Annotated in this window: 11 protein-coding genes; 3 read left to right on the top strand and 8 right to left on the bottom strand. The window is 60.5% G+C overall.

Features of this window, described 5'->3' with window-relative positions; genetic code table 11:
- Positions 1 to 21 precede the first annotated feature (21 nt).
- Positions 22 to 1,617 (top strand): IS66 family transposase, encoded by a 1,596-nt coding sequence (gene tnpC, locus BCEP18194_RS14950; protein WP_011352128.1) that lies wholly within the window; start codon positions 22 to 24, stop codon positions 1,615 to 1,617.
- Between the two features lie 291 nt (positions 1,618 to 1,908).
- Here the strand turns inward: tnpC and BCEP18194_RS14955 are convergent, their stop codons facing one another.
- Both BCEP18194_RS14955 and BCEP18194_RS14960 read right to left on the bottom strand, forming a co-directional pair.
- Positions 1,909 to 2,430 carry an SRPBCC family protein gene (locus BCEP18194_RS14955; protein WP_011352129.1) on the bottom strand — a complete coding sequence of 174 codons (522 nt, stop codon included), beginning with the start codon at positions 2,428 to 2,430 and terminating at the stop codon, positions 1,909 to 1,911.
- A complete protein-coding gene (locus BCEP18194_RS14960) occupies positions 2,423 to 2,836 on the bottom strand; it encodes an ArsR/SmtB family transcription factor (protein ID WP_011352130.1) in 414 nt (137 codons plus the stop codon). Before BCEP18194_RS14960 ends, BCEP18194_RS14955 begins: the two co-directional genes overlap by 8 nt.
- A gap of 284 nt (positions 2,837 to 3,120) precedes the next feature.
- Here BCEP18194_RS14960 and BCEP18194_RS41205 point away from each other — a divergent pair, with 284 nt between their 5' ends.
- Positions 3,121 to 3,441, top strand: coding sequence for a hypothetical protein (locus BCEP18194_RS41205; RefSeq protein ID WP_011352131.1), 321 nt, complete (start codon positions 3,121 to 3,123; stop codon positions 3,439 to 3,441).
- Between the two features lie 282 nt (positions 3,442 to 3,723).
- Here the strand turns inward: BCEP18194_RS41205 and BCEP18194_RS14965 are convergent, their stop codons facing one another.
- Positions 3,724 to 3,969, bottom strand: coding sequence for a helix-turn-helix domain-containing protein (locus tag BCEP18194_RS14965; RefSeq protein WP_041492845.1), 246 nt, complete (start codon positions 3,967 to 3,969; stop codon positions 3,724 to 3,726).
- A gap of 659 nt (positions 3,970 to 4,628) precedes the next feature.
- Between BCEP18194_RS14965 and BCEP18194_RS14970 the strand changes: the two genes are divergently transcribed.
- Positions 4,629 to 5,147 carry a 3'-5' exoribonuclease gene (locus tag BCEP18194_RS14970; RefSeq protein ID WP_011352134.1) on the top strand — a complete coding sequence of 173 codons (519 nt, stop codon included), beginning with the start codon at positions 4,629 to 4,631 and terminating at the stop codon, positions 5,145 to 5,147.
- Positions 5,148 to 5,228: 81 nt separating this feature from the next.
- Here the strand turns inward: BCEP18194_RS14970 and BCEP18194_RS14975 are convergent, their stop codons facing one another.
- From BCEP18194_RS14975 to BCEP18194_RS14995, 5 genes are all read right to left on the bottom strand, one after another.
- Positions 5,229 to 6,995, bottom strand: coding sequence for a phage integrase family protein (locus tag BCEP18194_RS14975; RefSeq protein WP_011352135.1), 1,767 nt, complete (start codon positions 6,993 to 6,995; stop codon positions 5,229 to 5,231).
- Between the two features lie 375 nt (positions 6,996 to 7,370).
- Positions 7,371 to 7,877, bottom strand: a complete 507-nt coding sequence (locus tag BCEP18194_RS14980; protein ID WP_011352136.1) for a hypothetical protein — start codon at positions 7,875 to 7,877, stop codon at positions 7,371 to 7,373.
- Positions 7,870 to 10,194 carry a hypothetical protein gene (locus BCEP18194_RS14985; protein WP_011352137.1) on the bottom strand — a complete coding sequence of 775 codons (2,325 nt, stop codon included), beginning with the start codon at positions 10,192 to 10,194 and terminating at the stop codon, positions 7,870 to 7,872. Before BCEP18194_RS14985 ends, BCEP18194_RS14980 begins: the two co-directional genes overlap by 8 nt.
- Positions 10,191 to 11,786 carry a site-specific integrase gene (locus tag BCEP18194_RS14990; RefSeq protein WP_244272895.1) on the bottom strand — a complete coding sequence of 532 codons (1,596 nt, stop codon included), beginning with the start codon at positions 11,784 to 11,786 and terminating at the stop codon, positions 10,191 to 10,193. The genes BCEP18194_RS14985 and BCEP18194_RS14990 overlap by 4 nt, the downstream gene beginning before the upstream one ends.
- Positions 11,731 to 12,954 carry a site-specific integrase gene (locus BCEP18194_RS14995; protein WP_041492846.1) on the bottom strand — a complete coding sequence of 408 codons (1,224 nt, stop codon included), beginning with the start codon at positions 12,952 to 12,954 and terminating at the stop codon, positions 11,731 to 11,733. The genes BCEP18194_RS14990 and BCEP18194_RS14995 overlap by 56 nt, the downstream gene beginning before the upstream one ends.
- Between the last annotated feature and the right edge of the window lie 213 nt (positions 12,955 to 13,167).

A 13,167-nucleotide genomic window follows, 5' to 3' on the forward strand; every position in this document is an offset into this window, starting at 1 on the left:
GAGGCTCGTAAACTCCGGCACATGCCGAATCTCGACGATCTGCCCGACGATGTCGCTGCATTGAAGGCCATGCTGGCTGAGGCTCGCGCGTCGGCAATCGAAAGAGAACTCGAAATCGAGCAACTGCGCCGCGAGATTGCCGAGAGCGATCTTGAGATTGCACGGCTGAAACTCCTGATCGACAAGCTCAAGCGAATGCAGTTCGGCCGCAAGTCGGAGCAGCTCGCCCGAGAGATCGAGAGGCTTGAATTGCGGCTCGAGGATCTGAGCGCCGGGAGCAGCGTCGCCGACGTGCAGCATGCGAAGGTCCGGCGAGAAAAGCCAGCGACAGGTGGCGAGTCGTCGGCCCGGGAGCCGCTGCCGCCACATCTGCCGCGTGAAGACCGCGTGCTCAAACCGGATTCGATCTGCCCCAAGTGCGATGGCACCATGCAGAGCCTCGGCGAGGACGTCTCCGAACAGCTCGCCCGCGTCGCGGCGATGTTCAAGGTGATTCGCACGATCCGGCACAAGATGGTCTGTCCCAGCTGTGGCCACATCGAGCAGCCGTCGATGCCGGGGTTGCCGATCGAGCGTAGCATCGCCCATCCGAGTCTGCTTGCCGACATCCTGGTATCGAAGTACGCAGATCATGCGCCGCTGTACCGCCAGTCGGAGATCGCCGCGCGCGACGGTGTGACGCTTGATCGCGCCAGCATGGGCCGCTGGGTCGGGCAATGCGAGGCGCTCTGCCGCCCGCTGACCGACGCACTGCGCCGGTACACGATGGCGGGCACGAAGCTGCACGCGGACGACACGCCGATCCCCGTGCTTGCGCCGGGCAACAAGAAAACGAAGACCGGACGACTCTGGGTGTACGTGCGCGACGACAGCCGTTCGGGCTCGACGGAGCCGGCCGCGGTGTGGTTCGCGTACTCGCCCGATCGCAAAGGCATCCATCCCCAGACCCATCTCGCTGGATTCGAAGGCATCCTGCAAGCCGATGCATATGGCGGCTTCGACGAGCTGTACGTGAACGGCAAAATCTGCGAGGCTGCGTGTTGGGACCACGCGCGGAGAAAATACTACGAGGTCCACGCTAGCACGCCGACGGACGAAACCAAGAGCTTGCTCGAAATGATCGGCGAGCTCTACAGCATCGAAGCCGACATCCGTGGCAAGCCGCCCGATGAACGAAAGCGCGTGCGGCATGAGAAAAGCAAGCCACTGCTGGAGGCCTTCGAAGCGAGGATTCGGGGCAAGCTCGCAACGCTGTCGCGCAAGTCGGAGCTGGCCGGCGCGATCCAGTACTCGTTGAATCACTGGAATGCTCTGACGTTGTTCTGCGAGGCCGGGCAAGCCGAGATCAGCAACGCGCTGGCCGAGAACGCTCTGCGCTGCGTGAGCCTTGGGAGGAAAAACTTCCTGTTTGCCGGCTCCGACAGCGGAGGCGAGCGGGCCGCCGCAATGTACAGTCTGCTTGGGACATGCAAGCTCAGCGGTATCAACCCGCGCGCCTATCTGGAATACGTCCTGACCTACATTGCTGATCACGTCGCCAATCGCGTTGACGAACTGTTGCCCTGGAACGTGGCTGACAAACTGAGGCTAGCCACTCCGCCCAAGGCGAACATCTGATGCATAAGTCAAGACCTGAGCTCCCCGTCAGCGTCAGATCAGGTCTGAAATTACTTCGCCGTCACTTCATCAAGGGTCGTGATCGACCCTTCAGAGACATCCGCCCGAATTCGGCAGGGCGACCGCTTCAGAGCTTGTATCGGACACTGACGACGAAATGTTGGCGCAAATCGAGGCAAAGCGCGACTCAATCGGCCAGGGGCGACGGAGTATTCATCTGTCCGGCTCCGGCGTGTGGTTACACGAAGTGAAGAGGCGCACCTAAAGTGCGCTTCTCTTTTGTCCCCCGACTCAGCGATCGGCTTGCAGCTGTATGAGGTACTTGTCGAGCGCGTCCATTGTCCCGCCCCAACCTTGAGACATGCTGGCGTGCGACGCGTCGAAGGTGGCTTCCTCTGCTTCACCGGCGTCGAGCGCGCGCCACTCAAGGTGCATTAATGTGCCACCCTCGACTTCGCTGAGCGTCGTCGTCGAAAGCGTATAAAGCGGCCATTGCGCGGACATCGGATGTCGCGTCACTCCGCCTTCGGCATCACTAAACTGCACGACGACAACAATACGCGTAGGGGGCGTCAATTCGCGGAACGTCCACTTGCCCCACATAGCGGGAGCGTCGGGCACGCCGCGCGGTTTCATCGCGTAGTGAAAGACGCCACCGACACGCGCATCCACTGTGCAGTGAGACATTTCCATCCCGGGTGGACTCATCCACGTACTCAAGTGCTCAGCTTCGGTCAACGCGGCGTATACGAGTTCACGCGGCGCAGCGAAGCGGCGCTCGATGACGAAAGGCGCGGAAAGTTTGTCAGTCATGGGGGCGAGTCTTCCTGGTTCTGGTTGAGGAAACTTTAGGTGTGGCTCTCGGCGCAGCGTTTACGTTGGAGTCCTTGACAGGATGCCGCTGCAGTTGCTGCAAGTAACTGTCGAGCTGGTCGAGACGTTGTTCCCACAGGGCGCGATACTGTAGTGTCCAGTCGGCGGCCTGCTTGAGTGGCCCAGGCTCGATACGACACGGGCGAAACTGGCGGTCGCGCCCTTGAGTGATCAGGCCGGCCCTCGTGAGCACGCGCAAGTGCTTGCTGATGGCCGGCGCACTCAAATCGAAAGGGCCTGCCAAATCGCCAACCGTGGCTTCGCCTTGCGCCAGCCTCGCGAGGATGGCTCGTCGCGTAGGGTCAGCCAGCGCGGCAAATGTGACGGTGAGAGGGTCCGCTTCCAATTATTTTCCCAATTGGTTAATTAGCTGATTGGTTAATCTTGATTCAGCCGAATCCGCTTGTCAAGCCGTCCATGCAGGGGCAGCCCGATCCGGATGACTCTGGTTGGTTGCACGGCCGACATTGGAGGGTCTCGACGCGAGCGCCGACCAGCGGCGACTCGTGGCCGAACTGAGTCAGACGCTCTGACGCTGTCTGTTGGGTCTCGTCCAGCCTTATACATCCGATTGCCAGGCAAATCTGGATAGATCGTGCCCATGATCAGCGATCGTGGACACGATCTAACGTGATCCACACGGAATTCTCCAAGCTCTCACATCATGCTCCACGCGCGCGTGAATCGGGGACTGGCCGCGCCGAGCCGCTTACCGTCGTCGGCGAACCGACCATTAATCTCTTCGGTACGACCTTTGCGGTGGTGGAATTCGATTGGGATTTCATGGCGGTCAGGCGGTCGAACGGGGGCAAGCTTCATTCGACAGGACGCGAAAGCCATGTATACATTCATGTCGACGATCACGGCTGGCGGCTGTTACACGTGCATTACTCGGAACCAACTGTCGCGGGGGGAGGGGGCGAGCGAAGGGTGGCCCTGAACCAGAATTAGTCCCGGTCGGACGTGGAGATTTCCGGCTTGTGGCCGTGAACCTAAGTTAGGAAACTCCCTAGATATCGGGTTACGGCCATCTAGGAGCGTGACTCGAGTGGATGCGCGTCTCGTTAACGTAAGCAAGCTCTTTATTCGAGTAGAGTCGGTGATGTCGCGCCGACGGTGATAGAGCTGCTCATCGCGGCGTTCTTCGTCTGTGAGTTGGCGGAGTCACGAGTCCGCAATCACTATGTACGCTAGTGTGACAAAGATTGGCCTTGCACACAAAACACTACCGCTTTAGAGACCAGAGCTTTTCAGAAGCTTCGATGGCGAAATATTCAGAGCGTCAGCGATTCGGATGAGGTTGAGGATGGTCAAATTGCGCTGGCCTCTTTCGATGCGGCCCATGTGACTTCGATCGATTCCGGTGAGAAGGGCAAGCGCTTCCTGCGAGACGCCAAACTCCAGCCGACGAGCACGGACCGTCGCGCCAATCGCGGCCAGATGTCCTGCGTCGTCCCGTTTGCCAGATACCCTTTGCATCCGGTGATGGTCGCGGTATGATGCTCGTTTGGCCACGGCATTTACGACCCATTTTCTCGGGCGCGGCCAGTTTCTCTAGCTGCAAGGCATATGTTTTTGATTCAGGATGGGAACCGTCTACCGCTACAGTCGGCGATGGCCGGTGCAGCTGTGTGGGCTGTTATGGAACAGTGGACACCTGGCGACTTACTGGTTCTACGGGTGTCTGAAAAGCGAGCACGCGGGATTCCCTGCGTGATTTGGACGGACCTCACATCGGGAGCGGCATCGCTGAAGCAGTTTCTCGACGGTAGTAACGTGCTGCGAGGGGCGGCGGTGGTCAGCACGCGCCGTGCGCGTCAGGTAGATGACTGGTATTTGGATCCACTGAGCGAAATCCGAGTCGGGGCGACCGAGCTCAGCGACGACGATCGCACACTGCTGACGGTGACGCAGTTCACAACGGTGACGGGGCGAAAGTTTTCCGTACCGAGTGGTTTCGCGACGCGCTACGCCCGCGGAAGGCGGGTATGGCAGGCGCATCGGTCGCGCTCGGACTCAGCATAGTGACCGAGCGGGGGGCTTTCCGATGGACAGGCCATGTGTGCGGCTTTGGCTCTCGTAATGAGACGGGAGGAAGTCCAAGTGTTCTGTGCTGAATATGCCCAGGGTGAGCGACTATGACGGATACACGCTTCCAAAACGGACCGACCTGGTCGGTACCTTCCAGCGGCCGTAGCAGTTGGAAAAATCGTTTCTTCGTCGACACCGAGTTCACGGACTTCGAGGCGCCTCAACTCATTAGTTTGGCCATCGTTGGGGAAAACGGGGCTGAATTCTACGGCGAATGCACGGACTACGATGCAACGCGCTGCAGTGACTTCGTTCGGGCCGTGGTGCTGCCGCAACTGGGGCGACTCAAGGGCCGTGCGATGCCATTTGATCAACTGAGTCAAGCGCTACAGGCTTGGGGCGAGAGCATCCCGACGACCTCGAAGCCGGTGCTTTGCTACGACCTTCAAACAGACTTAGATCTGCTGCGATCCCTGCTTGGTGGCTCGTTCCCCGAGGGATGGGCGCGTGAGGATGTCCGTGGCCAAATCGATCTTCGGCGGCTCGCCGAATACTTCGCGCGACACGGCGGCGAGCACCACGCGTTGCACGATGCTCGCGCAAACGCATACGCCTATATTGGTTGAACGACCCGATCGAAGCCGTTGCATGTTGGCCTGTATTTCATCCAATCGTGCCGTCTCTTTTGTCTCAGACGTTTTGCCCAGTTATCGGGTTCCACGGGACGTGTCTCGATGTTGTGATCGGCGGGGCTGGCGCTGGAAGGCTGCACCCACCTGACGCGCGCGCTTAGCCTCTTCCCCATGGAGATAGGTCGACGTGGTCGCCACCGAGGCGTGACGCAGGTTGTCTCGCACGATAACCAGCTCCACGCCGGCGTCTAGTGCATGGGTGGCATGTGTATGACGTAGCCAGTGGGGACTGGCATGCAGTAGCTTCTCGGCAAGCGGGGGATTGCGGGTGCTCACGCGCTCGGCCGTGTCCCGAAAACACTCACCTAACACCTGCCGCAACCGCGCTGCACTGATGCCGGCGTGGCGTTTCCCGCGACGCTCTGAATTGAGTGCGGTGACCAACGGTGTCGCCGGATGCCAGCGAGTGCGCATGACCGGCAGACCCCGCGCCTTCAGTGCGCGCCGCAGCGCGTCTCGCGCGAGGGGCGGCAGGGCCACGCGCCCCGATTTCGCCCCTTTTCCTGTTACCTGCAGCCATAACGCGCCGCGGGCGTCCGCCGTGATGTCGCCCAGCGTCGCCGCCACTAGCTCCTGTGCCCGCAGGCCCGTCGCATAGCCAAAATCCAGTACAAAGCGCAGCCGCTCTGCGGCCGGTGCGGTCCAGCCGGTCCGCTCGAGCTGGTCGGCTGCAGCCCGCACGATCTTCCACTCTCGACCATTCAACGCCCGCCCGGTATCAAACGGTGCACGGGCTGCGCCGCCACGCACTGTCACGCCTGCAAACGGATTGAGCACGACGTAATGCTGGTCAACGAGCCACCCGAAGAGGGCGCGCAGGACGGCCAGCGCATACGCGGTTGACCGCGCCGTCAGGTGTCCCGTGAACGGACGCCACGCGGGCGTCGTGCGCGGGCGCGGTGGACCGATCCAGCGGGCGGCGGGCGTCGGGTGGCGCAGGAAAGCCCGATAGGCGATCGCGTCGTCGGTGGTGAGCGACGAGAGGGGCTGGCGGCGCTCGACAATGGCCCACAACAACAGCCGTTCGGCCTCGCGCCGGTAGGCTCGCACCGTATGGGTGCCCTCGTGGAGTGCCAGCCATGCCTCGACCGCCTGGTGGTCGTTGGCGGCGGCGAGGCCGCAGGTGTCGTGCGGGGCCCGGAAGCGGCCCCGCGAACCGTCGAGGTCGGCGGGCAGCGCATCCAGGGACCATCGCGGGGCCAACTGAGCGGTCGCTGCCTCGTAAGGAACCAGCGTGGCGGCGCGCCGGCTCAGGTCCGGGTGTTGGGAGAGGAAGGCTTCGACGCGGTGTGCACCCTGGCCCCCCAGCCCCGGAATCGAACGCCACCAGCCCGGGCGGTGGACCCTCCGCACCAGCAGGTCGCCGAACGAGTCGATGCCGGCGACGCCGAGTGCGCGTACGATGCGCGGCGGCAGCCAGCGGGCCACCGGGTCGGTCGGCTGTGGCACCGGGATGGGGGCAGTCCGCAGGACGTCGAGCGCGGTGATGACCTGCGCCGCATGACGGGTACGGTCGGCGGCTGGGTGGGTGAACAACGGGATCAAGTCGTCGCGCTGGCGGGCGATCGCGCACGCGACGAGTTGGCGGCGGATCTGCCCCAGGAGCCCGCGTGACGACTGGCCGTCGGCCCTGCGGTGCGGCAGATAGCGCTCGACCGCCGCGCGGGCCGTGAGCCCGGCGTGCCAGGCGCGCAGGGCGGCCAACGAGGCGAGATTGGGCAGGGCGGTCGCTGGGAGATTTCCGTCGTCCGACCCTGCGGAGGAGGTCGATGCAGTACCCATGCAACCAGTTTAGGTCGCTGGGAAAGTACTCGCGATAAGACTATTTATCGCAAATTACCTATTTGCACATCCGGTCGTGAGGTGACATTTCACGACAGCAAGATGTGGATAGCAAGTCGAGCACGGCCGCAGCCACAGACGATTGCGCAAATAGGTAAATCAGCTCGCCCAGACTCTAGCGAGGGTAGGCGACGCAATACCTAGCGAATCACCCGTGTCGACAAGCAGATGTTTGCCAGATTGGATTCCTGATCGTTCCTTCTGCGGTGGCCCGCTCTGAATCCAATGTGCTGGTCAAGCTGGCACATCCTGACGCCGCGCGAATCTTCATCACGGATCCACAACTTGTCGTCTGGGATGAACGACTGCTCACGGTCAACGTTTCTCCTGTCTGATTGTCGACCGGCGATTTTTTGATTTTTCCGTCGGCAAGGAATCGACAGTCGCGGAAGGTACAGCACCGATACCAACGAGCTTATCCCGAGCGTCCCGGTACGCTTCATAGAATTTTGCCCACTTGCTGAAGCCGCCTAGTTCGCCGACAGCGCGCAACATAGCGAGGTGTGACGCGGTAAGCAACTGCACGGTAGCTTCGAGCTCGGCGATCCTGATATCCTTGTCCGCAAGCGACGCGGCGGTGTCAGTTCCAGACCGCTTCGCGACGCGGCCACGCCACCGCCGGTATTCGGACTGGCGCTGCTGATACTCGGCAAGTAAGCGACTGCGAGACTCACTGCGGGTAATCGACGAGGCCGCTTTGATCGATGGATGAAGCCGTGCAACAGCACGCGCCGTGATGTTTTCGTCGTCGGCCAGCAGCACATCAAGAATCTCGCGCATTGGCTCGTCGCCAGCTGATACCATTTCGTTCTTGTCAGTCATCAAGTACTCCACGTGGCGGCGGCAGTGCGAGATCAAGGCCATCGGGGAACGGATGGTCGCCTGGCTGCGTTGCGAGCAGTTTCTGAACGCCCGCAAGCCGCTTTTCCGCATGTTCGAGCTGGTTCTTCCAGCCGATGCTCGTTGAAGGCCGAACTTTAATCGTCTCCAGCGCCAGCGAGAGCTTGCCTTCGAGCCGGATGAGATTCTGCCGGTGCTCAGGGAGATCGGTCGCCGAGAGGTGACGGCAGCCGGCGAAGCACTCGAGATGCTTCGGGCAAGGGTCGACGGTGAACGAGTTCAGGCAATGCCCGTACGGAGTGGCATGGAATCCGTCGGCTTCGGCACGCAGGTATTCGTATGCAGCTGCGTCGCCATCTGCGGCCTGGATGCGACGGAATGCATCGACGATTGGACCGCTAGCTTTGCCGCCCTTGATGAGCCTAGCAACGGTGGTCGCTTTCGCGCCGAGCATGATCTCGATATCCTGCGGAATCTCGATCTGCTCGAGTTCCTCGGCCAAGCTGCGATGATCGTACTCGTAGCTTTGCGCGACACTGCGCCGGTTGAAGCGCTTCGAGATGATCGTGTCGGCCACGCCCAGCCGGAACAGCTCTGTATTCTGGAGATGGCGTAGCATGTGAGACTCCATGCGCAACGCCCGGTCGTCATCGGTCAGCCCATATTTCTCGAACAACGTGACACACGTTGGATGCTCTCCCAGCGCCAAACCGATAAGATCATGCGCAGGCCGTCGCACGGACATATATCGGCTAATGTCACACAGCAATTCGTTGCGCTCCTCAGCAAGCGAGCGCTTGGGCAGCGTGAACAGAAATTCCCAAGGTTGAATCACGCCGCTTTCCAGTGGCAACGGCGCAGTATCAGATGCCTTCGTCGGCGTCGCGAGCCGGATGTGCTCCTCGAGTTCGCCGACGCGCAGATACGCCGCATGCCATTCCATTCGTTCGAGCCGCTCAATTGGCGAACCGTCGCCGTGGCGGAAGCATAGACTGGTCTCGCCCTCAAGCATCGCTGTCTTCAGGCGATTCCCGAATTTGTAGACGGCCATGTCGAGCCGCAGGTCGCCACTGCGTCGCCGCTCATGCTGGTATTCGTGTAGTTCAGCAAGGACGGCGGGATCGAAGCCATTCCGATAGCGTTCGATGAACGCTTCCCGTTCAATTTTCAGCCAGAACGGATTGCCCATGAGGCGTGTATAGACTTCGATGACGGGCACGAGTCCGTCAACTGGATACCATGGCAGCAACCGACCCGTTTCGCACTGCAGCTTCAACGTCGCACGCAGGGGTTCGGTGATCCGACCCACATGATCAAGTGTTTCTGTCAACAGCGTCCGGAACATCTCAGGCACGGGCTGGGTCGCTTGACGCAGCACCCGACTGTCCGTCTCTTCCTCCTGCTGCTTTTCCGCGAAGTGGCGGACCATCAAGGATGTCGAGATACCGCCGGAGTCACCGGCCGGTCGTCCCTTCGAATCCAGGTACGTTCGCTCCCGCTTCCAGTCAACCGGCAGCAGTGCGACTTCGCCCGCACGCATGCCGGTCACAATCATCGTGCGTATCGCAGCGAACCGCAGATCGTCCACGAACGTCCGCGGCTGTTCGGTCATCACGATTCGCGTCAGCTCCCAGAACGCCCTGCGCTCCGGCAGACGCTCACCACGCTTGCGTGCTTCGAGGTCGTCGCGAAGCTCGTCCGATGACCACGTGTGTTTTGCCTTGATCGCGCTTTTACCTTTCATGCGCGGAACAGCAAGCGCCGGGTATAACGGACCCGCGTCGCAGATGTGCTGGGCATCAAGCACCGCCTTGACGATGCCGACCACCAGGTCCCCTAGCTTCCCGGTGGCCTGGATAGCCTTGCCAATGCGCACAGCAACGTGCATGTCATCGACGGTCAACTCCCAAGGCTCCTTGCTCACGCACGTAGCAACCACGCGTAACGGGCGAGCGATATTCTGAGCCACATGTCCAGTCGTGTTCCTCCTGAACAGCAACTGCTCGGCGACTGCCGCCTTAATCAGGTCCTGCCATGCAAAGGAGAGCGGCCGTCTGGCGAGTGGAATCAGGCCGCGCTCGACACGCTCTGCATTGACGATGGCCAATGCCTTCACTTCGGTGCCGAAGTCTCGTAGATAGTAGGTCGGAGGTGGCACATCGCTAACAGCGGTCGTCAGATTCCAGCCAACACCGTCTTGAGCGGAGCCTGACGGGTCAAGAGGTATTTCCCAGCACATCCCCTTTTCACGCGCGAGCGTTTTACCCAGTTCAATGAATGCAGAGTAGTGCGGATTCATCGGCCCTCGCTTTCCAACTCATCGATGACCGTCTGTATTTCGGCGACCGTGCGCTGCAACTGCAGGTAGGTCGGAGACCGGGTGTCGCCTCGAGAACTCTGCTCAAAGAACACGACCACCTCGCGCATCGAGGCCAGTACGCTCTCGTGCATCACCTTGTCATGCAATGGCATGAACTTCCTACACCCGTAGCACGACGTCACCGGGTTATAGGGGCACGCAGGCTGTCCCGATGTACAACCGCCGATGCCCGCGATCGGAATGCCGTGAGGCACGCCAGCAATCTGCTGTTCATCTTTAAGTAAGGTGAGCTCTTCCGGGGAGATGAACCGGTCGTGCGCGATCTTTGCCACGCGTCGGTAGATGTCCGATGCTCCTAGCGCGCGGTTGACCCGTTCAGCGTGGGAGGCCGACGTCGAGAAGTACACCAGTCCGGTCTGGACGTACGAATGCCCCATGAACTCGGCAAGCTCTTCGTGGCTCGCTCCGGCGTCAACAAGCCGCTGGGCCGCAGTATGCCGCAGATCGGTAGCTGTGCCGAGTTCATCGGAACCAATCAGCTTGCGCACAAGTGCAGCGATGCGAGCCCCAGCCTCGTAGTTTGACTGAACATTGAAGAAGTGTGCGTCGCCAGTGGCTCCGCCGACCCGCCGCCATTTTTCGAGCGCAACAAACAGGGGCGCCCACTCGCGCTTGACTCGACGCGTAAGGGGACGCTGCTTGGCTTTACCGCGCTGTTTGGCCATATGGAACGTCAGATGCACGGTTGGCAAGCCGTCTTGGGCATCGTGCCAGATGCGGACGTTTCGCATATTCAGCATCGCAATCTGGATGGGACGCATGGCAAACTGGTAGGCACACAGCAGCATCCCCGTATCGCAAAGCACCTCGTTTGAAACCAATGCCGGGGAGGTAAGGGCAGTGACGGTCTCGTCCAGATGCCGCACGACCGCGGCCTCCTCATCCGCGTTCAGAAACACATCACCCGAGTGAACACCCATGTAGGCATCGCGGGCCGGTAAGGGTAGGGTATTCGTGATGTAGGAACTGTAGGAGTCGGACCAATCTTGCAGCCGGTGACGGCACAGTAGCCGAAGCAGCGACTTTGCCAGGATGTAGGCCGCGAGAGGCATTTCCCGCACGCGCAACCCAGCCCAGACAGCCGCTATTCCCAAAGGCCCTGCGCGCACGATGTCAGCGATATCTTTCAGCGACATGTGTGTCGCCGCGATCAAGTAGTTCGCAGCGGTGGAAACGGTGAGATCCACGCTCAGGAGATACAGGAAGACGTGCTTTAACAGCAGGGCGTGCCTTTTCTCATGCCGAGTGAAGTCGACCCTGATCGTTCGGCCGTTGATTGCCAGTTCAAACAGCATCGCACTGGCAGGATCGTGAATCGAGTGTTGGGTGTCGTCAAAGTCATCGTAGTAACGAATGAATGGTGGCAAGACCGGCAGCGCCGCCAGGACACGATCGATGACATCGCCGGCGAATCGCGGCTCCGAAGACAGCCCTGAACTATGTGGCTTTCCCAAATCAGCTCCGAAGAGGTAAGGCGCGAAGCAGCGCAACCCGGTCATCGAAGGCGTCATTCCATACGCCGGCCAGCCTGTCCTCAAACACCGCACGTGCGTACCGGGACGCCATGGCCGATGTCTTGGACCAACCAAAGAATGTTCGCATCTTCTGGAGTGCTTCATCCATTGCATCGCCGTGCTCAAGCAACTGGTGCAATCGAACGACAGCGCAGGTATGGCGCAGATCATGGGGCGTTATCGCATCCTTGCCAGTGCGATTCTTCAGTTCCGCGAGTACTTCACGCGGCAGGCGGCAAGATATCCGCGCGAATATCTTGGTCAGCGCTTCGGTCGACAGAGGCGTATCACACTGGGAGTTCAGCAGATAGGAATGAGAAGGTCGGCCGCGATAGTTCTCGACGTAACGTTGGACCACGCCGGCTGTCAGCTCGCTAACAGGAACCTGCCGAACCGAATGCGCGTTCTTGATGCCCGGCTTCGAGTAGCGAGGGTCAACCTCCGAATCCTCGTATTCGTTTTCCTGGACGTTGAGCCAGTATCGCGTTCGCTGCTGCCTGTGGTCGTAAGCGCTTTTCACCGCGTCGGCCGGCAGAAGCAACGCTTCGCCTCGGCGTAGCCCTTGGTGCAACATCAACACAAAGGCAACAAAAACGCGCCAGCGCGTCCGTTCGCGTGCAAACGGATTTCGCCGGGAATCCGGGTCAAGCAACAGGTACAGCGCTTCAACAATGCTGGCGGGCAACGAGCGCACCATCTCGACGGAATTGTCCCTGCGCACGTGAAGCTGGCTGTAAAGCCCGGCGAGCCTGTGTAGCCGCGGTTCGATTTGTCTCAGCCGGTCATTGGCGGCTTCGCTTTTCGATAGCCACGTAACCACGGATGACACGAATTCAAGGCCCGTCTGCCAGCGCTTTTCATCGGCACCGGTCACCACAGACTGATTGCGGATCGAAACGAACCACGATTCGAGGATTTCAGCCAGTGCTTCGTGGTTTAACGTTCCCAGCGCGTCATCCAAGGCATTTGGACCGCCTAGCACGGCTGCATGCCGATACAAGTCTTCCAGATACCGGAGCTTTTTCGTGTGCGTGGACACGGCTAACTGAGAAGACGACATCGTAGACCAGACCGCCGCCCAATAACGCGGCAACCCGGTGTCATCAAGCAGCAGTGGGCCACGGAGCGACGGCGGAACCGCAACGCCGAACAGTTGTTGAAACACGGCAGCCGTCCGTTAAAAGACGCAACGGCTAAAGATACCATTAATTGTATGACGTATTGCACTGAAAGACCGGTTTGGGCCGCCTGGACGCAACGGCTCCAAACATACCAGTCCTGTCGATAACTATGATTATGTCAAATACGATATTCCAGCCCCAAACCCCGCGGCAAGCGGCCCCCAACCGACCGCTGCCGCACTTTTGAGCGCCTCCGA

The sequence above is a fragment of the Burkholderia lata genome (assembly GCF_000012945.1).
GTDB lineage: Bacteria > Pseudomonadota > Gammaproteobacteria > Burkholderiales > Burkholderiaceae > Burkholderia > Burkholderia lata.

Coding starts and splice junctions, on each gene's coding strand:
- BCEP18194_RS14955 (WP_011352129.1), bottom strand. CDS start 2,430: ATGACTGACAAACTTTCCGCGCCTTTCGTCATCGAGCGCCGCTTCGCT.
- BCEP18194_RS14990 (WP_244272895.1), bottom strand. CDS start 11,786: ATGACGCCTTCGATGACCGGGTTGCGCTGCTTCGCGCCTTACCTCTTC.
- tnpC (WP_011352128.1), top strand. CDS start 22: ATGCCGAATCTCGACGATCTGCCCGACGATGTCGCTGCATTGAAGGCC.
- BCEP18194_RS14985 (WP_011352137.1), bottom strand. CDS start 10,194: ATGAATCCGCACTACTCTGCATTCATTGAACTGGGTAAAACGCTCGCG.
- BCEP18194_RS14965 (WP_041492845.1), bottom strand. CDS start 3,969: ATGCAAAGGGTATCTGGCAAACGGGACGACGCAGGACATCTGGCCGCG.
- BCEP18194_RS14970 (WP_011352134.1), top strand. CDS start 4,629: ATGACGGATACACGCTTCCAAAACGGACCGACCTGGTCGGTACCTTCC.
- BCEP18194_RS14975 (WP_011352135.1), bottom strand. CDS start 6,995: ATGGGTACTGCATCGACCTCCTCCGCAGGGTCGGACGACGGAAATCTC.
- BCEP18194_RS14980 (WP_011352136.1), bottom strand. CDS start 7,877: ATGACTGACAAGAACGAAATGGTATCAGCTGGCGACGAGCCAATGCGC.